Source organism: Methylocystis parvus OBBP (assembly GCF_027571405.1).
Taxonomy (GTDB): Bacteria; Pseudomonadota; Alphaproteobacteria; order Rhizobiales; family Beijerinckiaceae; genus Methylocystis; species Methylocystis parva.
In genome coordinates this window covers 372,231-394,384 of record NZ_CP092968.1, presented here as the reverse complement: position 1 = coordinate 394,384, position 22,154 = coordinate 372,231, and the positions used below count along the sequence as shown (strand labels likewise).

The window sequence follows — 22,154 nt, the reverse complement described above, 5'->3', positions numbered from 1 at the left end:
CCCTTAAGCTTGTGGTGTTGGAGGCATTCCGCCGCCGAGGGCTTCCTAGCAGGCGGAGGCGCGAAGAGAAACCCTTGCTCCAACCTGCCGCCGGGCCCTCTGTCTTGCGCCCCTTCCCCCTTGCCCCTATCACCCTGCCCCATGGCTGGCGGTTTCTCCCCCAAAGCCGACTTTTTGCGCGCGCTCATCGCGCGGATTCGTGCATCAGCGCTTGTGATGCGGGACATAAGGGAGGGAATTTCTGCAATTGGCGTCATGTCATCGTAACTCCCACCGTAATTCCGTAATTCTAAGCACGATGGAAACGACATGAGTTCAGAAAATGAGGACGGATCTAAGCAACGAAGCCTTTGACACGAGGCGTCTCACCATCCGTTCTTGCAGGCTGAATGACGCGCCGGCCCTCCAGGCGCTCATGACGCCGGCAATCAGCAAATGGGTCGCCGCCTGGCCAACGCCATTGTCGCTGGATACTTGTCGGAATATCCTCGTCTCCAATCTCGCTGGCGCGTCCAAAGGAAGCATTTTCCCTGCCGTAATCTTGAATCGGCATCACGGCGAACTCGTCGGATGGCTCAAAATTGAAGTGACGGAAAATGTGACGCGACGCGCGGAACTAGGGTACTGGATTGGCGAAGATCACCAGCGGCAAGGTTACGCTCTCGAGGTCGCAGAGGCGGCAATCGGATTTGCCTTTTCCAGATTGAAAGCGGAAGTGGTGACAGCTGGCGCGCAGACAGCGAATGCGGCCTCCCACAAGCTTCTACAAAAGCTCGGGATGACTGAAGACGGAGAGCGCGAAGTGTGGGCGTCCGCGCGGGCGCGGCGAGAACGCTGTCGATTTTGGAAGCTAGCCCGTTAGAGACGGCCGGGAACGATGATGCGATACAGTTGAAGCCAGAGCTATGGCGGCTTTTTATTTAATAGCGCTATTTTAAACATCAGCCTCATAGATGCAAAAATGAAAAGTAATAGAGACAGATACGAAAAGGCGATATCTTTCAATCCATCTAGAGATGACCCTGATACCAAACCTTTGGGGACGGTCTGGGGGTTTACGAACATCAGGAATACATAGCTAGAAGCCGTAACGAGAACGCCAAATGCGCCAAAAATAATCGATAAAACACCATCTCCAAGAAACTCATGTTTCATTATTTGGTAAGAGCTCATAAACTGCCTATGCCTGTCACTTATATATTTTAAGAAAAAACAGATTGTAAGCAAATGAAATATAAAAATACATGCAACAAAATACATAATTTTGAATTCTGGAAATGAATGTGTAAAATTTCTTAAAACAAGAACATATATAATGTAAACTATCTCAAGTACGATGAATAAGTTAAATATCCTATCATTCTCAGCCGACTCTCGCATGGCATAATCCAGACGCTGGATTTTATCGAATTACGGATGTATTATAGTTATTATGATGAAAAAATACCAATTTCCTTTTTCATAACGACCGCCCTGACCCGCCTTGCGCCGCTGGCGCGCAGCGCCTATCACCCTGCCCCACGACTTCCAACGCCTTCGCGCCAAAATCCGTGTTTCCGCGCGTGCTCATCGAGCGCGGATTCGTGCATCAGCGCGCGTGATGCGGGACGCGCGCCGGGAACGTTGATGCAAGCGATGTGCGTCATGGGGCGCTTGTTGCACGGCGGAGGAAATTTCTGCAATTGATATTCATGTCACCGTAATTTGGGTCCTCTCTCGACGCAGGGGCCGTCGAGAGAGGTAGATAAATCCCTGAAGCAACACACCTCATTCCCGCGCCGACATGCGTTAGGAGGTCCGTCTGCCGACGCGGGGAGAGGCGATTACTCGCCGGTAAGAAGAGCGACGCCTTCCTTGCCGAGCAGGCGATGCACGTTCAACAGAAGCTGCAGCACGACGCCGAACACGCCGAGGGCCATCCAGCCGAAGAACACGAAGCCCCAATGCAGCGGCGCGACGAAGAGTTCCTCCATGAACCAGAAGGTGTGGCCCCATTCATTGAGGCCGACATTCGGGATGATCATGAAGGGCCCGATCGAGACGATCAGATAGGCCAGCGAATAGCCCTTCGAGAAGTAGGGAATCCGCGTCTTCGCATGGAAGAAGCAGCCGATCGCCAGGATCGAGTAGATCGGGTAGCTCATATAGAATTCGATGATGTGCGACGGCGTGAAGTCCGTGTCGCGGATCACCGTCATATGCCAGGTGCCGTCCTGCTCGGTAAAGAAAGACGCGCCCCAATAGATCGCCGCCGCATAGACGACGAGCCATTTCACATTGTCGACGATGGCGCGCATTTCCTGGCGCGGCGTGACGGTCGACATGTCGCGAATGCGCGTCTTCCACAGATAGCCGGCGAGGGCGAGGCCGGACACCAGCTCCAAAGGAATTTCGGTCCAGAGAATCGATATCCAGTAGGTCTGGAACTCCGGCGCGAAGGAGTCGAGACCCGCGCGCCAGCCATAGATCTGCTCGTAAATGCGCACGAGCAGATAGAAGCTGTTGAGAAGCGCGAGCCCGATCCAAAGGCCCCTGAGGTCGACGATCGGCTTGGCTTCATCAGCCACGCCGACTGCGGTCTGCGTAGATATGCTCATTATTCTTCCTCCGTTTTATCCGGCTGGCAAGTTCCTCCGGTAACGAAACCTTCCTCCAACTAACGGTCGTTTACAGCTATTCTTGTTTGACAATAATGATACCGGCCTTGCCAGCGAATTTGCCGAACTAGATACAAACTCCGCCAACCAAGAGACTGGCGGATTATTTGATCAGCGTCAGGCCTGCGGCTCTTGACGCTTTTGATATGTTCAGGAGAAATCCTCCGGACGCCCGTGAAACCTGGCGGGCGCTCGAACGTAGTCATTGCGAAGCGTATTGGCCGCCGACGGACTGTGGTCAGCGAGGGAGCGACGGCGGCGAACGGATTTTCGCCATGCTCAAAGATCGGCGCGCCGCGACCCGTTGCGGCCGGAGCGCCTATGCCTCTCCCGCCGCCATGGCTCGGCATCGGTTAAGGCTGCCGAGTGCGAGTCCGGCTGCGATAGGCGGCGGGCGTCATGCCGGAGTATCGATAAAAGGCCCGGCGAAAGCTCGCTGCATCCGAATATCCGGAATTAGCCGCCAGCTGCTTTACCGAGCAGCTCGTCGTCTCGAGCAGCATTCGCGCCGTTTCGAAGCGGACGCGATCGATGAATTGTTTTGGCGTCTCGCCGATCGCCTCCTTCAGGCGCCGGCTCAATGTTCTGTCCGAAACGCCGAGGGCGCGCGCAAGGTCTTGTCCCGTTACAGGATCCTCTCCGGCCCCGCGAACCACATGCTCCGCTTCCAGCACAAAGGAGTTCGCGACAGCCAAATGACTGAGCGGGACATAAGCCGAGCCGGTTGACGGCGCCGTATCGACGACCGCGAAATCCGCGGCGATCTTTGCGGCTTCGGCGCCGCAAAGCGAGCGAACGACATGAAGACACAAGTCAATCCACGATAGAGGCCCGCCCGACGTTACGATCCGGCGATCCTCGATCAACGGGGCGCCCCATATCGCCTCCGCTCGCGGATAGCGGCTTCGCAACTCATCGTGCCGCCACCATGTCGTCGTGCAACGTCGACCATCGAGCAACCCGGCTTCGCCGAGAATAAACACGCCGCTGCATGAGGCGCATATCAGCGCGCCCCATGCATGTTGGCGCCGTAGCCATGACGATAATGCGCCTATCTGCGGCGATGAGAGAAAATCCGCGTTGCTTTCGCAAAGATAGCCGGGAACGACGATCGCGCTTGAACCCGCTATCGCCGCGACGCTCTTGTCGACATTCAGACGGCGTCCGCCGCTATCGTCAAACGGCTTTCCGTCAAAAGTCGCCGTCAAGACCTGGAAAGGCTGACGCTTGCCGTCTTTGCTGATCATGTCCGAGCTGAGCCTCAGCATGTCCACTGAACCGACAAATGCGGCGCCGAGACAGCCGTTGAAGCCGAGGACGACGATTTCCATAGTCGAGCCCGCCTGGATCAGAGATGCGCCGCGGCCAACGCCAATATCCGCTCGGCTTGCTGGCGCAGCGTAGAATAGCGTTCACCGGGCCGTCATTGACGGTTGGGAAGCTTGTCCGCCAAGACGCTAATCTTTTCAATTGATGGAGGCCCGACCAACAGATCAGCGGCGTTCGCCATCAAAGCTTTCGCGACTTCTCCCGACAGATGAGCCTCCCGGCCGTTCTCATCCGGAAAAGCATCGAAAATGCCAAACTTCGACGCGCTCATCTGGATCGCGAACCAAGCAGTCGTGTTCGGCTCTGCGTCCACGAGCGGCAGCGCGTCTTTCAAAAAACCAGCCAATTCCTGCTCTTTTCCAACTTTGGCTTCAAGCGTGACAAGCAGTCCCAGCTTAGTCATTCCCGTTTTCCTCCTGACTTGATCCGAACCGCGCGCGGCGACGGAGCGACTTGCCGTCATCGATTTATAGGCCCCGAGAAATTCCCTGACCGAGAAGATCGTGACGACTCCGGCCGTCGCCAAGGAGCCGCCAAGCAGGAAACTGCTCCCGCCAACGCCGGCGCTGTCGTCGGCTATGGCGGCGCTTGCAACGTAAAATGCGATGATCCAAATCGCGACGATCCAGATCAAGACGGCGGCGGCGTAAAGGGCGTCTCCGTTAAGCCGCCTACTCCTGACGCTTGTTTCCATGGCAAATCACTCGCACAGGCTCCGTCCAGAAGGAGCCTTGGGCGCCAAGGTTTAACCGAGACGCCGTCGGACACAGGGAGCCAACTTTGCCGAAATTGGCTTCAAATGCGCCATACGCAGGGCGATCGAGTGAAGGCCTTCCTCATCCTTGAGGAGCCATGGCGACAGGACGCCACTTCCCTTTTTCATAACGGCCGCCCTGGCCGCCGCCTTGCGCCGCTGGCGCGCAGCGCCTATCACCCTCCCCCATGACTTCCGCCAGCGACTTCACGCCAAAATCCGAGTTTCTCCGCACGCTGATCGCGCGCGGCTTCGTGCATCAGTGCTCGGACTTCGCCGGGCTGGACGAGAAGGCGCTGGCCGGGGGGCTTCCCGCCTATATCGGCTTCGACTGCACCGCGCCCTCGCTCCATGTCGGCTCGCTCCTGCCGATCATGATGCTCGCCTGGCTCCAGCGCACGGGCGGCAAGCCTCTGCCGCTCATGGGCGGCGGCACGACCCGGGTCGGCGACCCGTCCGGCAAGGACGAGAGCCGCAGGCTGCTCACCGTCGAACAGATCGACTCGAACAAGGCCTCGATCAAGCGCGTCTTCGAGCGCTTTCTCACTTTCGGCGACGGTCCGGCCGACGCGCTGATGCTCGACAACGCCGACTGGCTCGCGGGACTGAACTACATCGACTTCCTGCGCGACGTCGGCAGGCATTTCTCGGTCAACCGCATGCTGACCATGGACTCGGTGAAGCTGCGGCTCGAGCGCGAGCACGAGCTTTCCTTCATCGAGTTCAATTACATGTGCCTGCAGGCCTATGACTTTGTTGAGATCAACCGCCGCCATGGCGCGCTGCTGCAAATGGGCGGCTCCGACCAATGGGGCAATATCGTCACCGGCCTCGATCTCGGCCGCCGTATGGGGACGCCGCAGCTCTATGCGCTGACCTCGCCGCTGCTCACAACGGCCTCCGGCGCCAAGATGGGCAAGACGGCGGCGGGCGCCGTCTGGCTCAACGCCGACATGCTGTCGCCCTATGACTACTGGCAATATTGGCGCAACACCGAAGACGCCGACGTGGCGCGCTTCCTCAAGCTCTTCACCTTCCTGTCAATGGACGAGGTCGCTCGCCTTGCCGCGCTCGAGGGCGCTGAGATCAACGAGGCCAAGAAGACTCTCGCGACCGAGGCGACGGCGCTGATTCATGGCCGCGAGGCCGCCGAGCGGGCCGCCGAGACCGCCCGCCGCACCTTCGAGGAAGGCGCACTGGCGCTGTCCCTGCCGAAAGTGACGGTTTCAGCGGACGAAATCGCCGCCGGCCTCGGCGTTCTGGCGGCTTTCGTGAAGGCCGGTCTCGTCGCCTCGACCGGCGAAGCGCGCCGTCAGATCAAGGGCGGCGGGCTGAAAGTCAATGACGCGGCGGTGACGGACGAGCGCGGGACGCTCTCAGAGAAGGACTTCGAAACGGACGGCGTCGCCAAGCTGTCGCTCGGGAAAAAGAGGCATGTGTTGTTGGAGCGGGGTTGAGGTCGCGGAAAGCAGATATTAGAGTAAACATTCTAATGAAAGACGCTATGACCACGCTTAAGCTGACCTCGATTGGCGACTCGACCGGCGTTATCATTCCCAAGGAAATGCTTGCGCGGATGAAGGTCGAGAAGGGCGACTTGCTATACGTTACCGAGGCGCCCGACGGCAGTTATCGCCTGACGCCTTACGACCCGCTTTTCGCCAGGAAAATGGATAGGGCGGAAGACATCATGCGGCGATATCGCAATACGCTGCATGTGCTGGCCAAATGAATGGCGCCGAGCCGAACTGGATCGACGATCGCGACGTTCTTGTGCTTCACGACCGATTACTTGTCCTGCATGGCGGCGCCGCAGGCGTACGAGATGAAGGGCTGCTCAAATCCGCGACGGCCCGCGCGAGACAGATGTTCGCTTATGACGGAAACGCCGACATTGCAGATATGGCCGGCGCCTATACAGCTGGAATTGTGCAAAACCATCCGTTTATCGATGGCAATAAACGCACGGGCTTCCTCGTTGGCGTGCTCTTCCTCGAACTGAACGGCTATGCTTTCAGCGCAACGGAAGAAGCAGCCGCCGATGCCGTCCTGACGCTCGCCGCAGGCCTGAGCGATCAGGCCGCTTATACCGCCTATCTTCGTCGGAATTCCGTCCCCGAATAGCCCTACCGCCCATCCGGCGCCCGCGCCGTCCCATCCAGCACGCCCATGATCTTGCGCATCAGGCCCGGGGCGATGGCGGATAGCGGGTTGACGTTGACCACAGGCGACGCAAGAGAGCCCGTCACCCGATAATTCAGCGCGAAAATTCCCTCATGCTGGCCGCCCGTGATGACGAGTCCCACGACCGGAATATTCGACAGCAGGCTGTTCAGCGCATAGGCGGGCACGTAGGAGCCCGAGAGATCGAGCCGGTCGCGCGGGAAATCAATATAGCCGTCGAAAGTCAGGCCGATCTCCGGACCCGACATGACTCCTTCCCGCACGGATAGCCGCCCGCCCGCCCAGGTGAAATTGGATTGCAGCCGGCCGACCCGCACCGAGTCGGGGTCGAAGCGCATGACGCCTCTGTCGTCGGCGCGCGAGGAGCCGCCCTGCGCCATGAGCTGGCGCATGGTCGGCTCGCCCTTCACGTAGAAATCGCGAATGCTGAGCGCCCCGTCGGCGCGGCCCTGCCCGACGGTGAAATTGGCGTTCAGCACGCCATTTTCCATTTTCCGGTAGAGGTCGACGAAGCCGAGAAGCGAACCGGCGTCATTAGTCGAAATCTCGATCTGCTGCCCCCCGCTTTGCCCGCGCATCATCGCGACGGCGAGCTGCTCACGACCGAAATTGCCGGTGAGCGAGACGGCCCGCGCGCGTCCGCCCCGGCTCTCATATTTGAAGTCCACATTCGACAGGATCTGCTTGCCGTGTCCGGTGACGATCGGCGCCTTGAAGTCAACGTCCACATCGTCGCCGGCGCTTTTTCCGCCCCCGGCTTTCTCGCCGCCGCCCCCGCCCGAGCGGAGAAGCGAGCCGAGCATGGGCCGCGCGTCGAAATTGGCCCCGCGCACCGAAATCTTCAGCGCCTCGCCGGAACGCGAGACATCGAGCCGCATATCGTCGCCGGGAGAAAGTCGGACTGGCGCGAGCCTCGCGGCGCGGAAGGCCCCGTCCTTGCCGAATTCGATGACTCCTTGCGCCTGCATGGACCCCGCGTCGAAATTGAACTGCTCGAGCGCAATTCCTTCGCCGCGCTTATTGAGCATGAAGGAGGCTTTCGCCGGCCGGCCGGCCGGCTTGGACACGCCGGGAAGCGGATTGTCGAAGCCCGTGCGCGTGAGATCCAGATCGATATGCGTGTTGATGTCCTCGGCCGGCAGAGGGGTTCGGATAATCGCCGCCACAGGCCCGGCGACCCCCGAAATGGCGTAGCCCGCGCGCTGGCGCGCCGCCTCGTCGAATGTAAAAGTCAGTTGCGCCTGAGCGGGTCCCTTGTCGCCAAAGCCGCGTTTCACGTCGAGCGTCGCCGGCGCGCCGTAGATGCGGCCCGAACCGGAGACCCGAAGCCCGCTGCGATCTGCGATGACCCGCAATGTCGCGCCCTCGAGCCGCTCCTTGCCGATCAGCTTTTCGATGACGAGATTGCTCGCCGTCGCGTCGATGGAGAATGTCGTCGCCTCGTCGCGCGCGTTGTCGCCGATTTCAAAATCGATTCTCAGCCTGCCGTCGATCTGTCCCCTGATCGTCCCAGGCTCCACCGGTATCGAGGCGTGGGACGACACGCTCGGCAGCGAGAGAAGGTCCGCGACCGCCTCCACGCTGCCGGCCACGCGCATATCGAGCACGGCGGGCGTCGGCCGCAGCGCATTGTCGGCGACGACGAAGCGCGCGTCCGAAATCGTCAGACGCCGCCCCGGCCCGGTCTCCAGCGCGCCGGTAGCCGTGTCGAAAGAGGCGGTGCGACCCGTAATGTGAAGACGGCCGGAGACGCCGGTCAGCGGCCCCATGCCGTCGAGCACGCCGACCACAGTCCCGTTGACGACCTCGCCGAAAGCTTCCAGCGACTCGTCCGCCGGCGGGCGGCCATAGCGCATCGCCGTGAGCGCCGCTTCGTCGAACGAGCCCGAATAATGCGCGTGCTTCAAGACGCCGGCCGGGACGTGGTCGACAAACCATGCGCGCACCGGGGCGACGACATGGGTCGGCCAAAGCCTGCCGAGCGCGCGGATTTGCGTGTCGTCGACATCGAGCGTGTAGGAGACGTTGGTTCCGCCGCGATAATTCAGCGCGCCGCTCGCCGCGACGCGCACCTCGGGTCCCGAGAAAACGAAGCGATCGAAAAGGACCCGTCCCTGACCGTGCATCAGGCGCGCATCCAGCCCGCCCTCCTCGATCCGCACTATCTTCTCGCCGGCGCGCTCCGGAGCCGCTTCCGTTGGTTTCACGAGGCGAAGCGAAAATTTCCAGGCGTCGGCGCCGGGGTCGGCGCCCGCGGGAAGCTCGGCCGGCGCGTCGGCCTCTCCCGCAAGAGCCATGTCGAAGCCGCCTGCCTTGAATTGCACCGGCGCGATGAGGAGCTTGCGGCCGCGCCGGTCCCAAGCCGCCTGCGCGGCGATGCGGTCGACCATCACCGGCTCGTGATCCGGATCCTCGAGCCGGAAAAAGCCCTTCCCAATCTCGAATCCGCCTTTGGCCTCAAGCACTTTGTCGTCGGGGCCGAGGGTGAAGCTCAGATCGAAGCCGAGCGGCGAATCCGTGTCGAACTGGGTCGTCCGGAATCCGCCTAATAGACATATCTCGTCGATCGAGAGATCGCGGACATGCGCGACGAATTGCCTTTGCTGGCCGGGCGCGCCCTTCGCGGCCGCCGTCGCCTTCCAGCGGCGCGACGGGCCGGCCGCGGAAAAGCTGAAACGCATCGCGCCGTCGCCTTTCGTCAGGCTGAGCGAAACGTCCTTGTAGGCGATGGTCCTGTCGATGGTGCGATCGTCGATCGTCAGACGCCCATGCTGCAAGCCGAGCTTGTCGAGCGCGCCGACGGGACTGTCGGGGCTTGTCGCAAGATCCATCACGGCGCGCAGCCCGGCGGCGGCGGTTTTCATCAAGGCGACGCGCTCGGGCGTGACCGCCGACGGCGCGGGATCGGGCGTGGGCCGCTCGATTTTCGGGGTGGCCACCGGATCGGCGCCGGCGGAGAAAGCGACGGAGCCGTCGGCCTGCAGGGAGAGACGCAAATCGAGATCGAGCACTTCGAGCCGGCGCGGCTGAACATGCCCGATGAGCAAGGACGGTAAGTCGAGGGAAAGTTCCGCGCGCGGCGCGGCCAATACGGCGCGCCCGCCGGATTTGACGACGATCCGGTCGACGGTGAGCGTCGGACCGTGATCGCTGTCGGCGAGCGATGCGCCGCCCAGATGGAAATCGAAGCGCCCGGCGAAGCGCTCGTCCAGCGCCGAGACGATCCGCGGCGCAAGCCAGGTAAGGTCGATCGGCCCCCGCGAGAGAAGCAGCAGGAACCCGCCGACCGCAAGGCAGGCGAGCGCCAGCGCGCCGAGGCTGAAAAAGCCCATGACGCGAATCATCCGCCGGGATCGGGCGCGACGCCGCCGCCGCGGCGGACGCAATGACGCCGCCGGCCGGTCGTCGCGAAGGTCGCGCCCACTCTGGTCGGTCAAAAATCCTCGCTTCGGGCCGTAAGACGTCAGGCGCCGAAAATTAGCGCATCCTGTCGAGCAGCGCACTTGCCCCTCGGCGCCGACTCTGCATTCTTTGCCGGGATTCTAAATGCGGTTGCGACGAAAGGAAGGCGTAATGGCGACGAAAGCGGCGACAACGAAACCCTCCGCCAGCAAATCCACAGAGAAAAAGCCCGCCCCTAAAGCGAAGGCCGAGAAACCAGCTCCGGCGAAGGCGCCGGCGCCGGCCGCGCCCGCGGTCGTCCTCGCGGAAGGCGATCCCGCGCCCGCCTTTTCGCTCCCGGGCGCCGGCGGGGCGACGCTGTCTCTCTCAGGGCTCGCGGGCAAGAAGCTGGTCCTCTATTTCTACCCCAAGGACGACACCTCGGGCTGCACCAAGGAGGCGATCGAGTTCAACGCCTTGCGCGACAAATTCGCCAAAGCGAAGACGGCGATTGTCGGCATGTCGCCGGATTCGGTGAAAAGTCACGACAAGTTCCGCGAGAAATACGAACTCGCCTTCCCGCTCGCCTCCGACGAGACGAAGGAGACTCTCGCCGCCTTTGGCGTCTGGGTCGAGAAAAGCATGTATGGCAGAAAATATATGGGGGTGGAGCGCGCGACCTTCCTCATCGGCGCCGACGGCAAGATCGCGAAGGTCTGGCGCAAGGTGAAAGTGCCCGGCCATGCCGAGGAAGTGCTGAAGGCGGCGGAGGCGCTCTGATCGGACGAAACCCTCCTTCCTCTCTCCTCGCGAGCGGAAAAAAAGATCTGGCTTCGAGCGAAGCGAGCCGAACTTTGCTCGAAGCCGGATATCAACTTGTCATTTGAGCGAGGCGGTCAGTTGTGTTCGTGCGCCGCCTCGGCCGGCGCCGAATCCGCCGGGGCCGGTCCGCCAGCCGCCTTTTTGGCGATGATCTTGGCGACGTCGTCCACGCCCTTCCTCGCCGCGGCGAGATCCGGCTTCAAAGCCAGCGCGGCCTCGTAATCCGACCTGGATTTTTCGTATTCCTTCTTGCCGCGCCAGGCGTTGGCGCGATCGAGAAGCGCTGTGGCGTTCTTCGGATCGGCCTTGGCGGCGGCGTCGAAATCGGCGAGCGCCTTGTCGAAATCGCCCTTGACGTAATAGCAGCCGCCGCGTCCGATCAGCGCCGGAACGAGCTTCGGGTCCCGCTTCAACGCGAGCGAATAATCCGCGATGGCGCGGTCATGGTCGCCCTTCGAGTGATAGTAATTTGCGCGGGCGGCCAGAGGCGCGGGCGATTTCTGCTCGTATTTCACCGCCGATTCGATATCCGCCAGCGCTTTTTCCGCCTCGCCCTTTACGCGCCAGATCGAGGCGCGGGCCATGAAGGCCGCGACATTCGCTTTATCCTTCTCGATGACCTTGCCGTAATCGGCCAGCGCCGCGTCGAGATCGCCCTTTGCGTGTTCGGCGGCGCCACGCGCGAGCAACACGACCGCGGAAGACGGATCGACCTCGAGCGCCTTGCCGTAATCCTCGATCGCGTGGCCAAAATCGCTCTTCGCCTGATAGGCGGCGGCGCGGTTCACATAGGCCGCGAGCAGATTATGCTTCGTTTCCTTCGCCCCGTCCGCGATCACCTGCGTGCAGCCGGCGATGCGTTCGTCGGGACTTGCGGAGCGGCAAAGCTTCCAGCTCGGACTGACGTCCCCTTCATGGGCCGCAAAGGCCGGAGCGCCCGGCGGAATGATCGAGAAAGCCGCGATTGCCGCCGCCGCGCGGATGACGCCGAGAAGATGGGAGGACATGTGCTGATGAGGCTCCGTGAAGGTAGAGTGGCGCGTCAACCCTACTCGTTTGGTCTACTTTCGCAACGTCAATCGCGCTGCATTTGCTTAAATCCCCGCGGCGGATACGCTTATGCGGGCTTGAGATTCGCCTGGAGGGCCGACCATGATCGTTTCAACCACCAATGAAATCGCGGGCTACCGCATTGTCCGCCACCTCGGACTTGTGCGCGGCATCACCGTCCGCTCACGCTCCGTCGTCGGAAATTTCTTCGGCGGCATACAGACGATTTTCGGAGGCAAGCTCTCGGTCTACGTCAATCTTGCCGAAGCCACGCGCCAGGAAGCTTTCGACCATATGTGCGAGCACGCGACCGAGGGCGGGGCGAACGCCATCGTCGGCATGCGCTACGACGCCAATGAAATCATGGACGGCGTTACCGAGGTGCTGGCCTACGGCACGGCTGTGATTGTCGAGCGCAACTAAGCGAAAAGGCTTCTTTGCGCGAGGGAATCTCGTTAAACTGGCGCTGATGACCCTTTTGACCACAACAGACGAACTGGCCGCCGTTTGCGAGCGCTTCTCGCGTCACCCCTTTGTGACCGTCGATACGGAATTTTTGCGTGAGACGACCTTCTGGCCCAAAGTCTGCGTAATCCAGATCGCCTCGCCGCAGGAGGCGGTGGCCATCGACACGCTCGCGGACAATATTGATTTATCGCCTTTTTTCGAGCTGATGGCCGATCCTCAGGTCGTGAAGGTTTTCCATGCCGCGCGGCAGGATCTCGAAATCATCTGGCGTTTGGCGCGGCTGATCCCGGCCCCCCTGTTCGACACTCAGGTGGCGGCCATGGTCTGCGGCTTCGGCGAGCAGGCCTCCTATCTGGAGCTCGTCAAGTCGATCACGCGGGCGAATCTCGACAAATCGTCGCGGTTCACCGACTGGTCCCGCCGGCCCCTCTCTCCTGCGCAGATTGACTATGCGATCGCGGACGTCACCCATTTGCGGGACATCTATGCGACGCTCCGCGCCCGGCTGGAAAAGTCCAACCGTCTCGACTGGCTCGCGGACGAGATGGAGACGCTTACGTCGCCGGCCACCTATGAGCAGCACCCGGAAAACGCCTGGGAGCGGCTCCGCCATCGCGCCCGCAAGCCGCGCGATCTCGCCGTGCTGATGGAGCTCGCCGCCTGGCGCGAAGCCGAGGCGCAGAGCCGCGACGTGCCGCGTTCGCGCGTGCTCAAGGACGACGTGCTCATCGAGGTGGCGCAGTCGGCCCCGCGCAGCCCCGAGGCGCTCGGCAATCTGCGGTCCTTCCCCAAAGGCATGGAGCGTTCGCGCGCCGGCGCCGACATCATCGCGGCTGTCGAGCGCGGAGTCGCGCGCGATCCGGAGAGCATTCCGAAAATCGAGCGCGAGCGGCGCGGTTCGAACGGCGCGACGGTCGAACTGCTCAAAGTGCTGCTGCGTCAGGTGACGGAGCAGTCCGGCGTGGCCGCCAAGATGATCGCGACCGTCGAAGATCTCGAGGCCATCGCCAATGACGACCGCGCGGACGTGCCGGCCCTCAGGGGTTGGCGGCGCGCCATCTTCGGAGAAAAGGCGCTGGAGCTGAAGCGCGGCCGGCTGGCCCTTGCGGTAGAGAACGGCAAGGTCGTCACTTTCGACTGGCATGACGCCGAGTCGCAAGCGGCCAGCGCGCCCATCCGCGCCGAACCGCCTGTCGCGGCGAGCGCCGACGCGCCCGTTAATTCGCCAGCCGAAGCGTCCGCCTCGGGCTGACATCTCCAATCGAAGCCCCAAATAGCCTTCCGCGGCCGCCGCTCGCCGGCGGCCGCGCGGACGGATCGCGGCCTGCGACAATACAGCGCGACAGTCCGAAGGCGTTCGGTCTGATGGACTCTGAGCCGCCTATTCTCTCAGCAGATTAATAGAATATTTCTATCATCTTTCCCTGGAGCCTGTTGTTCTGACACGGATTTCTTCTCTCTGATCAAAACATGAACATGAAATCCCGAGACGCGGCAAGCCGACCCCTTGAAGCCCGTCAGCGCCAGATTATAACGTTATAGATCAAAGCAATACATATTTTGTTTTGCAGCGCACTATTGATTTGCTGCAGTGCGATGTTACCTTTGCTTCAGCGAGCGGGAACGGCTCTCGGCCTGGTGGCCGGCGGCTGCCTGAGCGGCTTCACCGGCGCTCTGCCCGCCTCGTTTATAGAAGAAAGGAATAGACCATGAAAACACGGTATATCGCGACGGCGCTTTGCGGCGTCCTGGCCCTGGCGGCTGCGACGCCCGTGTCGGCCGCAGACTCCTGGTCCGAAACGACGATGAAGCCGCTGGCGGCGACGAGTCTGGACGCGGGCGCCGCCCATGTCGTGAGCTACTTCCAGCAGATCGGCGGCGCCTGCCGCCTGACGATGATGATCGCCGATCAGGAGATGGAGACCAAAGGCGGCGCCCCGACCCGCGTGCAGATGACGGTCGAGCCCGGCCGCGCCGCCTATGTCGACGACGCAGACGGAAAATCGTCCCGCTTCACCTGCCTTTACGGCGCCGAGGCGATGAATGTGACGCGCATCGACCGCGTCGCCCTCGCCCGGTAATTTCCGCTCTGCGCCGTCAAACAGGCGGCGGCGCGGCCGAGAGTCCGAGTTTGGCCGCGACGCCACGGGAAGAGTCGAGCACATCCGCCAGCGTGTAACGGTCGAGCACCACGAACAGCGCGCGCAGCGATTCGTCAAAGACGTTCTGAAGGCCGCAGGCCCCGAAGATCACACAGCCGTTCTGTCCGGCCCCAAGGCAGTGCGCCGCGGCGAATTCCGGCTCGAAGAGCCTCAACAATCCGCCGATGGTCACCTCCGCCGGCGAAACGGCGAGACGCAATCCGCCGCTCCGGCCCCTGGTGGCCCGCACCAGATTCAGCCGCCCCATCTCCTGCACCACTTTCCGCAAATGGTGCTCCGAAGCGCCGAAAGCGGCGGCGATTTGCGGGATCGTGGCGCCATCGCTTTTAGCGACTCCCAAGAAAATCAATGTTCTGAAGCAAAGGTCGGCATGTGTCGTCAAGCGCATCTGTGGCTCTATGCGAAGTTTCAGGATGGCGTATAAAGAAGTATCAGAAATACTTCTTTAGGGAGAAAACGCCATGGCGAACCTGTATGAACGTATTGGAGGCGAAGGCGCGGTCAACGCCGCGGTTGACCTGTTCTATCGTTACGTCCTTTCGGACGGGCGGATCGCGCGCTTTTTTGAGGGCGTGGACATGGATGACCAGATCGCCAAGCAGAAATCCTTCCTCACCATGGCCTTCGGCGGCCCCAACAATTATTCCGGCCTCGACATGCGCAACGCGCACAAGAAGCTGGTCGCGAAGGGGCTCAACGACTCGCATGTTGATGCGGTGCTCGAAAATCTCGGCCGCACCCTGCACCAGCTCGGCGTCGGCGAACCGGAGGTCAAGGAAGTGCTCGCGCTGGCCGACTCCGTCCGCGGCGACGTGCTGAACCGTTGAGCCTGCTCATCTATAAGGATCGCCCGGTCGACATCGCGCCGGGCGAAACCGTTCTCGACGCCCTGCTGCGCGCGGGCGTCGAGGCGCCCTATTCCTGTCGCGCCGGCAATTGCCAGACCTGCCTGCACCGCGCTGTCGAGGGCGCGCCCCCGGCGGAGTCGCAACGGGGCCTGACTGAGGCGCAAAAGGCGCTCGGTTTCTTCTTGCCCTGCATTTGCACGCCGAAGGCCCCGCTCGCCATCGCGCCTCCGGACGACGCTGGCGCCGCGGTCGAAGCGACGGTCAGGGAAATCGCGCCGCTCTCCCACGATATCGTTCGGCTGCGAATCGAGACCTCGGATTTCGCCTATCGGCCGGGGCAGTTTCTCGAGCTGATCGCGGCGGAAGATCTCAAGCGCCATTATTCGCTCGCGAGCCATCCCGAGGAAGATCCGTTTCTTGAACTGCATATCAGGCTGCACGCCGGCGGCCGCATGAGCCGGCATGTGCGGGAAATCCTCGCGCCCGGCCATAAACTCCAAATCGCCGGACCGCGCGGAACATGCTTCTATGAAGGAGTCGAAAAGGATCAGCCGCTGATCCTGATCGGAGCCGGAACCGGCCTGGCGCCGCTTTACGGCGTGCTGCGCGACGCGTTGCGAAAAGAGCATCGCGGGCCGATCCGGCTTTATCACGGCGCGCGCGAGCGCAAGGGGCTCTATCTGATGGATGAATTGGCCGCGCTGGCGAAGACGCGCGACAATGTCGACTATCTTCCCGCGACGCTCGACTCGGGCGGCGACATCGCCGCGCTGGCGCTCGAAGCCGAAAAATCGCGGGCGGCGCATTCAGCGTTCTTTCTCTGCGGCGGGGAAGCGCTCGTCAAAAGGCTGAAGCGCGATTTCTTCATGAGCGGCGCGAGTATGAAGGCCATACGCTCGGACGTGTTTACGCCAGCGGGTAAGTCCGAGCCCGCCTATCCATCATTGCGAGGAGCGAAAGCGACAAGCAATCCAGGGCCGTGATGAGGCTCTGGATTGCGTCGCTTCGCTCGCAATGACGGACAGACCCATGGAGAAAGGCGTCACGTCCCTACTCCGCCTCCTCCCGCTCCGCCTCCAGCAGCTTCGCCCGCGCTTCCGCCGCCTCGCGCTGGCGGTTCCACATGCCCGCATAGTGACCCTTAAGCGCGAGCAGCTCGGCGTGGCGGCCGCGCTCGACGACTCGGCCATGGTCGAGGAAGAGGATTTCGTCGGCGTCGACCACCGTCGACAAGCGATGCGCGATCACGAGCGTGGTGCGCCCCTTGGCGACGCGGCGCAGCGCTTCCTGGATTTCATGCTCCGTGAAGCTGTCCAGCGCCGATGTCGCCTCGTCCAGAATCAGGATCGGCGGCCCCTTCAGGATTGTGCGCGCAATGGCGACGCGCTGCTTCTCGCCGCCGGACAGCTTCAACCCGCGTTCGCCGACTTGCGCCTCGTAGCCACCCGGCACGCTTCGGATGAAGCCGTCGATCTGCGCTAAGCGCGCGGCCTCGCGCACCTCTTCATCGGTCGCGTCCCAGCGGCCATAACGAATATTGTAGCCGATCGTATCGTTGAACAGCACCGTATCCTGCGGCACCATGCCGATCGCGGCGCGCAGGCTCGTCTGCGTCACGTCGAGAATATTCTGCCCGTCGATCGTGATGCGCCCGCCCTGCGGCTCGTAAAAGCGGAACATCAGTCGCGAAATGGTGGACTTGCCCGCCCCCGACGGACCAACGATGGCGATGGTCTGGCCAGGCTCGGCTTGGAAACTGACGCCTTTCAGGATCGAGCGGTCCGGGTCGTAATGGAAGCGCACGTCGTCGAAGACGATGCGCCCTTCGCGCACGACGAGCGGCTTGGCGTCCGGCTTGTCGGAAATCTCCGGGTGCTGCGAAAGAATGCCGAACATCGTCTCGATGTCGATGATCGCCTGCCGCACCTCGCGATAGAAGGTACCCATGAAATTCAAAGGCTGCGCGAGCTGAATCATCATCGCGTTGATGAGCACGAAATCGCCGATCGTATTTCGACCTTCGCGAACGCCATAGACGCACATCACCATCATGATCGTGACGCCGATGATGTAGATGACGGTCTGGCCGGCGTTCAGAATGGCGAGCGACACATAGGAATGGGTCGACGCCATTTCGTAGAAGGCCATCGACTTGTCGTAACGCTCCGACTCGCGCCGCTCCGCGGAAAAATATTTCACCGTCTCGTAATTGAGCAGACTGTCGATCGCCTTCTGGTTCGCGTCCGTGTCGCTTTCATTCATCTTGCGGCGGATCGCGATGCGCCAGTTGGTGGCGAGCGTCGTATAGGCGAAATAAGCGCCGAGAGTCAGGATGAGGACGACGCCGTAGCGCCAGTCGAATTGATAAAGAAAGACGCCCAGCACGAGCGCCATTTCGAACGCCGTCGGCGCGCCGGTGGACATCACGAGGCGCGCGAGCGTCTCGATGGCGTTGCGGCCGCGCTCCAGAACGCGCGTGAGCCCGCCGGTCTTGCGGCTGATATGGAAGCGCAGCGACAATTCATGCATATGCACGAAGAGATCCGTTGCGAGCCGCCGCACGGCGTGCATCGCCACCGCCGCGAAAATGCCGTCTCGCGCCTGCATGAGAATGACGGAGGTGATCCGGATAGCGCCCATCAGCAGCGTGAAGCCCACTGCGCCGAAACCGATGGCCGTCGCGACGCCTGCTCCGCTTTCCGCCAGCGCATCGGTCGCCCATTTGAAGGCGTAGGGCGTCATCGCATTGAAGAGCTTGCTGACGATCAGCAGCACGAAGACGAAGGCGACCCGCCGCTCGAGATCGGCGCGTCCGCGCGGCCAGATATAAGGCCACAAACGGCGAATCGTCTCGAGGAGGGAGGCTTCGGAAAGGGAAGCGTCTTGCGGTCCGGGCGAAGAGCCCGGATCGCGTTGGCCAATTCTGAGCATTCGGGGTCCGGCGATGACTGAAAGGGCGCCTCGGCGAGGAGGCCTCAGGCGTCATATAAGACCTTTAGCTTTCATGCGCACCCCGCTTGACGGGAGAGCCAAGGGCGCCAGTTGACGGAAGAGACTTATGCAGAAAATCAAGAACATTTGCGTCTACTGCGGCTCCGCCGAGGGAGACGACCCGCGCTACGCCGCAGCCGCCGAGAGTTTTGGAAAAGCGCTCGCCAGAGCGGATATTGGACTCGTCTTCGGCGGCGGCTCCTGCGGATTGATGGGGGTCGTGGCGCGTTCGACGCTCAATGCGGGCGGACGCGTGACGGGCATCATTCCCAGCTTTCTCGATGAGCGCGAAATCGCCCTTCAGGGGATCACGGATCTTATCCTCGTCGAGGACATGCACACGCGAAAGCGGCTCATGTTCGAAAAGTCCGACGCCTTCGTCGCGCTTCCCGGCGGCGTCGGCACGTTGGAGGAGCTGACCGAACAGCTCACCTGGGTTCAACTCGGGCGCCACACGAAGCCGCTCGTCATCGCGGATATCGCCGGCTTCTGGCGCCCGCTGCTGACGCTCTTCGCCCATATGCACAATTCGGGTTTCATCCGCGAAGGATATGACGTGCGTTACATGGTGGCGGAGCGCGTCGAGGACATACTGCCGATGATCCTGACGACCGCGCGGCGGACTCCGGAGATCGCGGAGACGGCGGTGACTGAAAGGATGTGACCGTCGCCGCCTTGCGACGCATGACGCGACGGGACTGACGCAACGGGACTGGCGCAACGGGACCAGCGCGGCGGGACCAATGAGGCTAGGACGCGACCACCGGCGCGCTTATTTCTGCGTCCACATAACATAAATCTTGTAGGACCAAGTAATCTGCCCATTTGTCGCAGCGTCAGTGGTCCTTTTGCTTGCGCCCATCCTCGCGCAACTTCGTTGCGTCAACGAGACGGCTCCCCCTGTTGCCTTGTTGGCGAGCGATGGCCGGGTCGCGAGGCCGTGTCGGCCTGGCCGTCGCTCTCTCATCGGCGACGGGGGACCGGATCGGAACAAGGCAATGGGAGGAAAAAATGGCTGTTAACGTTCATGGCGGCGGCGAGATCGGGAAAATCCTGCTCTATATCGCCGGCTTTGTCGGATTCGTGATCGTCGCGCTCACCTGGGTTCCCGAATGGATTTCGCCTGACAGCGCCAACATCACCGGCAATACGGGCACGACCGCGCGCATGATTCAGTAAGCGCGCCGCGCGGCGTTCCGGGACCCGATCCCCCGGAACGCCGTCAGTCACAACGCTGGTGAATTTCACGACATAGCCAGTTGCAAAGCCAGATCGATTGTTGCATAAGACCGCTCGTGACGGCGACGCGACGCGCAGCGCCGAAGCGTATAACGGATGCGGGTGTAGCTCAGGGGTAGAGCACAACCTTGCCAAGGTTGGGGTCGAGGGTTCGAATCCCTTCGCCCGCTCCAAATGAAGCTCCGCGATAACCCCAAAGCGGAGGTCGGGGTTCGATGCTGATTACGCGCGCCCCCGCGAAGATCAATCTCACGCTCCATATAACCGGTCGCCGGACCGACGGCTATCACGCCCTCGAAAGCCTTGTGGTTTTCACCGGCGCTGGCGATACGCTCTCTCTCGCGCCCGGTCCCGTCCTTTCCCTCGACATTTCCGGACCGACCGCGCCGGCGGCCGGCGATGGAGACGACAATCTCGTGCTGCGGGCGTCGCGCGATCTCGCCGATCGAATCAAGGGGCTGACGCTGGGCGCCTTTCGTCTGGAGAAGCGTCTGCCCGTCGCGGCGGGGATTGGCGGCGGATCGTCCGACGCCGCGGCCGCGCTGCGGCTGCTCGCTCAGGCCAATGGGCTGGCGCCGGAGGATGCGCGCCTTTACGAAGCCGCGCGCGCAACGGGCGCCGACGTTCCCGTCTGTCTCGCCGGACGGGCGCGAATGATGCGCGGCGCCGGCGAATCGCTCGGCCCGCTGCTGCGCCTTCCCGTCTTGCCGGCCGTGCTGATCAATCCCGGCGTCCCGGTCGAGACGCGGCTCATCTTCCAGAAGCTCGGCCTGCAGCCTGGACAGAATGTCGAGAGCCCGCAGCATCCCGACATTGGAAGCGGCGCGCCGCCCGTGGAGTTTCTCGCCGACGTCGCCAAGGGTCGCAACGATCTCGAAGACGCCGCCTGCCTGCAGGCCCCCGTCATCGTCGACGTCCTGGCGGTGCTGCGCGGCGCGCGCGGCTGCCGGCTCGCCCGCATGTCGGGCTCGGGCGCGACCTGCTTCGCAATCTTCTCGACGCCCCGCGCCGCCGCGACGGCCGCGCGGGCGATTCGTCTCCAGCGCCCCGAATGGTGGGTGAAGACGGCGGCGCTGCGATGAGCCGCCGGCCGCCGCCAAAAGATCGAGCGGGCGACAAGCGCAAGCGCGACGAACGCCCCAAAGGGCGCCCGCAGGAGCCGCGCGAGCGCAGCCGGAACGAGCCGCCGAAAGGCCCGTTTCGCGGCCCTTCTCCCGAAGTCGTGACGCTTTATGGCGCGCATGCGGTGCGGGAGGCGCTGAAGGGCGGGCGCCGCAAGCTGCTGGCGCTCTATGCAACCGACAACGCCCTGCCCCGCATCGCCGATCTGGCGCAGGCCGCCGGGCTCGAACCGAAACTGGCGGACGCGCGCGACCTCTCGCGCCATCTCGGCGAAGAGGCGGTGCATCAGGGGCTTCTGCTGGAGGCGCGTCCGCTCCCCGAGGCGGACGTCTCCGACATCGAGTCGAAGAGCGGCCTCGTGCTCGCGCTCGATCAGGTCACGGATCCGCATAATGTCGGCGCCATTTTGCGCACGGCCTGCGCCTTCGGCGTGGACGCGCTGATCGTGACCGAGCGCCACAGTCCGGAATTCACAGGCGTCCTCGCCAAGGCCGCGTCCGGCGCGCTGGAGCATGTGACGATTGTGTCGGTCGTCAATCTCTCCCGCGCTTTGGACGAGCTGCGCGAGCGCGGCTACAGCGTCGTCGGCCTCGATTCCGAGGGCGCGGAGCCCATCGAAACGATTCCGCTTTCAAAGCCTTTGGCCTTGGTGCTCGGCGCGGAAGGCAAAGGCCTGCGCCGCCTGACGCGCGAGCGCTGCGACCTCGTCGCCCGCCTCGCCCTCCCCGGCCCGATCAAAAGCCTCAACGTCTCCAACGCCTGCGCGGCGACGCTCGCCACCGTCCAAATACGCCTCGGCGCGCCCAAGGATTGACCTCGCGCGCGCCTTGGATGATTAGTTGAATCGTGGGATAGCCGGTTTAGCTCAGCTGGTAGAGCAACTGATTTGTAATCAGTAGGTCGGGGGTTCGAATCCCTCAACCGGCACCAATCAATTCGACGTTCCCTTCGACGCCAAAGGCGCCCCGGCGCATGTTTTGGGGGCCATGCGCCGGGGCGCCTCTCGAGCCAATCCTTCGACTGCGCCCTGAGCGTTTATAGCCAAGCTTTCGTAAGCTATCCCTACCCGCTTCATTAAAGAGCGCCGCAAATGCGCGGCGGCGCGTCGCGGCCAAGATCACGGGGTTACAAGATCACAGGGTTACCG

21 protein-coding genes and 2 tRNA genes are annotated in these 22,154 nt (G+C 62.4%); 16 read left to right on the top strand and 7 right to left on the bottom strand.

The annotated features are described in order from the left end of the window. Positions 1–322: 322 nt before the first annotated feature. Positions 323–862 (top strand): GNAT family N-acetyltransferase, encoded by a 540-nt coding sequence (locus MMG94_RS01870; protein ID WP_081495624.1) that lies wholly within the window; start codon positions 323–325, stop codon positions 860–862. A gap of 961 nt (positions 863–1,823) precedes the next feature. On the opposite strand, the gene amoC is transcribed toward MMG94_RS01870, so the two are convergent. The 3 genes from amoC to MMG94_RS22080 all read right to left on the bottom strand — a co-directional run bounded on the left by amoC (position 1,824) and on the right by MMG94_RS22080 (position 4,680). Beyond that, positions 1,824–2,597 carry a bacterial ammonia monooxygenase, subunit AmoC gene (gene amoC, locus MMG94_RS01865; protein WP_026016147.1) on the bottom strand — a complete coding sequence of 258 codons (774 nt, stop codon included), beginning with the start codon at positions 2,595–2,597 and terminating at the stop codon, positions 1,824–1,826. Between the two features lie 413 nt (positions 2,598–3,010). Further along, on the bottom strand, positions 3,011–3,988 hold the full coding sequence (locus MMG94_RS01860) for a GlxA family transcriptional regulator (RefSeq protein WP_016919309.1): 978 nt from the start codon (positions 3,986–3,988) through the stop codon (positions 3,011–3,013). 92 nt (positions 3,989–4,080) lie between these two features. After that, positions 4,081–4,680, bottom strand: coding sequence for a putative quinol monooxygenase (locus tag MMG94_RS22080; protein WP_425272279.1), 600 nt, complete (start codon positions 4,678–4,680; stop codon positions 4,081–4,083). Between the two features lie 248 nt (positions 4,681–4,928). Between MMG94_RS22080 and tyrS the strand changes: the two genes are divergently transcribed. Genes tyrS through MMG94_RS01840 form a run of 3 tightly spaced genes read left to right on the top strand, consistent with a single transcriptional unit; the run spans position 4,929 to position 6,864 of the window. After that, the gene (tyrS, locus tag MMG94_RS01850) at positions 4,929–6,197 is read left to right on the top strand and encodes a tyrosine--tRNA ligase (protein WP_016919311.1); all 1,269 of its coding nucleotides are present in this window, start codon (positions 4,929–4,931) and stop codon (positions 6,195–6,197) included. A gap of 47 nt (positions 6,198–6,244) precedes the next feature. Then, a complete protein-coding gene (locus MMG94_RS01845; RefSeq protein ID WP_026016149.1) occupies positions 6,245–6,472 on the top strand; it encodes an AbrB/MazE/SpoVT family DNA-binding domain-containing protein in 228 nt (75 codons plus the stop codon). Further along, positions 6,469–6,864, top strand: a complete 396-nt coding sequence (locus tag MMG94_RS01840) for a type II toxin-antitoxin system death-on-curing family toxin (protein ID WP_016919313.1) — start codon at positions 6,469–6,471, stop codon at positions 6,862–6,864. Before MMG94_RS01845 ends, MMG94_RS01840 begins: the two co-directional genes overlap by 4 nt. 2 nt (positions 6,865–6,866) lie before the next feature. On the opposite strand, the gene MMG94_RS01835 is transcribed toward MMG94_RS01840, so the two are convergent. Beyond that, entirely contained in the window at positions 6,867–10,256 is a 3,390-nt protein-coding gene (locus MMG94_RS01835; protein ID WP_244415270.1) for an AsmA-like C-terminal region-containing protein, read from the bottom strand. 427 nt (positions 10,257–10,683) lie between these two features. On the opposite strand from MMG94_RS01835, the gene MMG94_RS01830 reads away from it, so the two are divergent. Continuing rightward, positions 10,684–11,085 carry a peroxiredoxin gene (locus tag MMG94_RS01830; protein ID WP_244415281.1) on the top strand — a complete coding sequence of 134 codons (402 nt, stop codon included), beginning with the start codon at positions 10,684–10,686 and terminating at the stop codon, positions 11,083–11,085. Positions 11,086–11,201: 116 nt separating this feature from the next. On the opposite strand, the gene MMG94_RS01825 is transcribed toward MMG94_RS01830, so the two are convergent. Continuing rightward, positions 11,202–12,134 carry a tetratricopeptide repeat protein gene (locus tag MMG94_RS01825; RefSeq protein WP_026016151.1) on the bottom strand — a complete coding sequence of 311 codons (933 nt, stop codon included), beginning with the start codon at positions 12,132–12,134 and terminating at the stop codon, positions 11,202–11,204. 145 nt (positions 12,135–12,279) lie between these two features. On the opposite strand from MMG94_RS01825, the gene MMG94_RS01820 reads away from it, so the two are divergent. The 3 genes from MMG94_RS01820 (at position 12,280) to MMG94_RS01810 (ending at position 14,726) form a co-directional block, all read left to right on the top strand. Further along, a complete protein-coding gene (locus MMG94_RS01820; protein ID WP_016919316.1) occupies positions 12,280–12,600 on the top strand; it encodes a YbjQ family protein in 321 nt (106 codons plus the stop codon). A 46-nt stretch (positions 12,601–12,646) separates the two neighbouring features. Further along, on the top strand, positions 12,647–13,897 hold the full coding sequence (gene rnd, locus MMG94_RS01815; RefSeq protein ID WP_016919317.1) for a ribonuclease D: 1,251 nt from the start codon (positions 12,647–12,649) through the stop codon (positions 13,895–13,897). 457 nt (positions 13,898–14,354) lie between these two features. Then, the gene (locus tag MMG94_RS01810; protein WP_016919318.1) at positions 14,355–14,726 is read left to right on the top strand and encodes a hypothetical protein; all 372 of its coding nucleotides are present in this window, start codon (positions 14,355–14,357) and stop codon (positions 14,724–14,726) included. Between the two features lie 16 nt (positions 14,727–14,742). Here MMG94_RS01810 and MMG94_RS01805 read toward each other — a convergent pair whose 3' ends face one another. Further along, complete coding sequence (locus MMG94_RS01805) at positions 14,743–15,195, bottom strand: RrF2 family transcriptional regulator (protein WP_016919319.1); 453 nt, start codon at positions 15,193–15,195, stop codon at positions 14,743–14,745. A 73-nt stretch (positions 15,196–15,268) separates the two neighbouring features. On the opposite strand from MMG94_RS01805, the gene MMG94_RS01800 reads away from it, so the two are divergent. Together MMG94_RS01800 and MMG94_RS01795 are read left to right on the top strand one after the other, a co-directional pair. Next, a complete protein-coding gene (locus MMG94_RS01800) occupies positions 15,269–15,634 on the top strand; it encodes a group I truncated hemoglobin (protein WP_016919320.1) in 366 nt (121 codons plus the stop codon). Then, positions 15,631–16,638: a 2Fe-2S iron-sulfur cluster-binding protein gene (locus MMG94_RS01795; RefSeq protein ID WP_016919321.1), complete on the top strand. Its 1,008-nt coding sequence runs from the start codon at positions 15,631–15,633 to the stop codon at positions 16,636–16,638. The genes MMG94_RS01800 and MMG94_RS01795 overlap by 4 nt, the downstream gene beginning before the upstream one ends. A 67-nt stretch (positions 16,639–16,705) precedes the next feature. Here MMG94_RS01795 and MMG94_RS01790 read toward each other — a convergent pair whose 3' ends face one another. Next, on the bottom strand, positions 16,706–18,586 hold the full coding sequence (locus MMG94_RS01790) for an ABCB family ABC transporter ATP-binding protein/permease (RefSeq protein WP_016919322.1): 1,881 nt from the start codon (positions 18,584–18,586) through the stop codon (positions 16,706–16,708). 127 nt (positions 18,587–18,713) lie between these two features. On the opposite strand from MMG94_RS01790, the gene MMG94_RS01785 reads away from it, so the two are divergent. The 6 genes from MMG94_RS01785 (at position 18,714) to MMG94_RS01760 (ending at position 21,937) form a co-directional block, all read left to right on the top strand. Continuing rightward, positions 18,714–19,310, top strand: a complete 597-nt coding sequence (locus MMG94_RS01785; protein ID WP_016919323.1) for an LOG family protein — start codon at positions 18,714–18,716, stop codon at positions 19,308–19,310. Positions 19,311–19,657: 347 nt separating this feature from the next. Next, a complete protein-coding gene (locus MMG94_RS01780) occupies positions 19,658–19,825 on the top strand; it encodes a hypothetical protein (RefSeq protein ID WP_169315515.1) in 168 nt (55 codons plus the stop codon). A gap of 158 nt (positions 19,826–19,983) precedes the next feature. Then, positions 19,984–20,058, top strand: a tRNA-Gly gene (locus tag MMG94_RS01775). A gap of 42 nt (positions 20,059–20,100) precedes the next feature. After that, the gene (locus tag MMG94_RS01770; RefSeq protein WP_016919325.1) at positions 20,101–20,967 is read left to right on the top strand and encodes a 4-(cytidine 5'-diphospho)-2-C-methyl-D-erythritol kinase; all 867 of its coding nucleotides are present in this window, start codon (positions 20,101–20,103) and stop codon (positions 20,965–20,967) included. Beyond that, on the top strand, positions 20,964–21,821 hold the full coding sequence (gene rlmB / locus MMG94_RS01765) for a 23S rRNA (guanosine(2251)-2'-O)-methyltransferase RlmB (RefSeq protein WP_016919326.1): 858 nt from the start codon (positions 20,964–20,966) through the stop codon (positions 21,819–21,821). The genes MMG94_RS01770 and rlmB overlap by 4 nt, the downstream gene beginning before the upstream one ends. 40 nt (positions 21,822–21,861) lie before the next feature. Beyond that, positions 21,862–21,937: transfer RNA gene (locus tag MMG94_RS01760), tRNA-Thr, on the top strand. Positions 21,938–22,154: the final 217 nt, after the last annotated feature.

Bases quoted from the DNA above. Each gene is read 5' to 3' on its own strand.
- MMG94_RS01870 (WP_081495624.1), top strand. From the start codon at position 323: ATGAGGACGGATCTAAGCAACGAAGCCTTTGACACGAGGCGTCTCACC.
- MMG94_RS01810 (WP_016919318.1), top strand. From the start codon at position 14,355: ATGAAAACACGGTATATCGCGACGGCGCTTTGCGGCGTCCTGGCCCTG.
- amoC (WP_026016147.1), bottom strand. From the start codon at position 2,597: ATGAGCATATCTACGCAGACCGCAGTCGGCGTGGCTGATGAAGCCAAG.
- MMG94_RS01800 (WP_016919320.1), top strand. From the start codon at position 15,269: ATGGCGAACCTGTATGAACGTATTGGAGGCGAAGGCGCGGTCAACGCC.
- rlmB (WP_016919326.1), top strand. From the start codon at position 20,964: ATGAGCCGCCGGCCGCCGCCAAAAGATCGAGCGGGCGACAAGCGCAAG.
- MMG94_RS01825 (WP_026016151.1), bottom strand. From the start codon at position 12,134: ATGTCCTCCCATCTTCTCGGCGTCATCCGCGCGGCGGCGGCAATCGCG.
- MMG94_RS01820 (WP_016919316.1), top strand. From the start codon at position 12,280: ATGATCGTTTCAACCACCAATGAAATCGCGGGCTACCGCATTGTCCGC.
- MMG94_RS01780 (WP_169315515.1), top strand. From the start codon at position 19,658: ATGGCTGTTAACGTTCATGGCGGCGGCGAGATCGGGAAAATCCTGCTC.
- rnd (WP_016919317.1), top strand. From the start codon at position 12,647: ATGACCCTTTTGACCACAACAGACGAACTGGCCGCCGTTTGCGAGCGC.
- tyrS (WP_016919311.1), top strand. From the start codon at position 4,929: ATGACTTCCGCCAGCGACTTCACGCCAAAATCCGAGTTTCTCCGCACG.
- MMG94_RS22080 (WP_425272279.1), bottom strand. From the start codon at position 4,680: ATGGAAACAAGCGTCAGGAGTAGGCGGCTTAACGGAGACGCCCTTTAC.
- MMG94_RS01785 (WP_016919323.1), top strand. From the start codon at position 18,714: ATGCAGAAAATCAAGAACATTTGCGTCTACTGCGGCTCCGCCGAGGGA.
- MMG94_RS01835 (WP_244415270.1), bottom strand. From the start codon at position 10,256: ATGGGCTTTTTCAGCCTCGGCGCGCTGGCGCTCGCCTGCCTTGCGGTC.
- MMG94_RS01790 (WP_016919322.1), bottom strand. From the start codon at position 18,586: ATGCTCAGAATTGGCCAACGCGATCCGGGCTCTTCGCCCGGACCGCAA.
- MMG94_RS01840 (WP_016919313.1), top strand. From the start codon at position 6,469: ATGAATGGCGCCGAGCCGAACTGGATCGACGATCGCGACGTTCTTGTG.
- MMG94_RS01845 (WP_026016149.1), top strand. From the start codon at position 6,245: ATGACCACGCTTAAGCTGACCTCGATTGGCGACTCGACCGGCGTTATC.
- MMG94_RS01770 (WP_016919325.1), top strand. From the start codon at position 20,101: ATGCTGATTACGCGCGCCCCCGCGAAGATCAATCTCACGCTCCATATA.
- MMG94_RS01860 (WP_016919309.1), bottom strand. From the start codon at position 3,988: ATGGAAATCGTCGTCCTCGGCTTCAACGGCTGTCTCGGCGCCGCATTT.
- MMG94_RS01805 (WP_016919319.1), bottom strand. From the start codon at position 15,195: ATGCGCTTGACGACACATGCCGACCTTTGCTTCAGAACATTGATTTTC.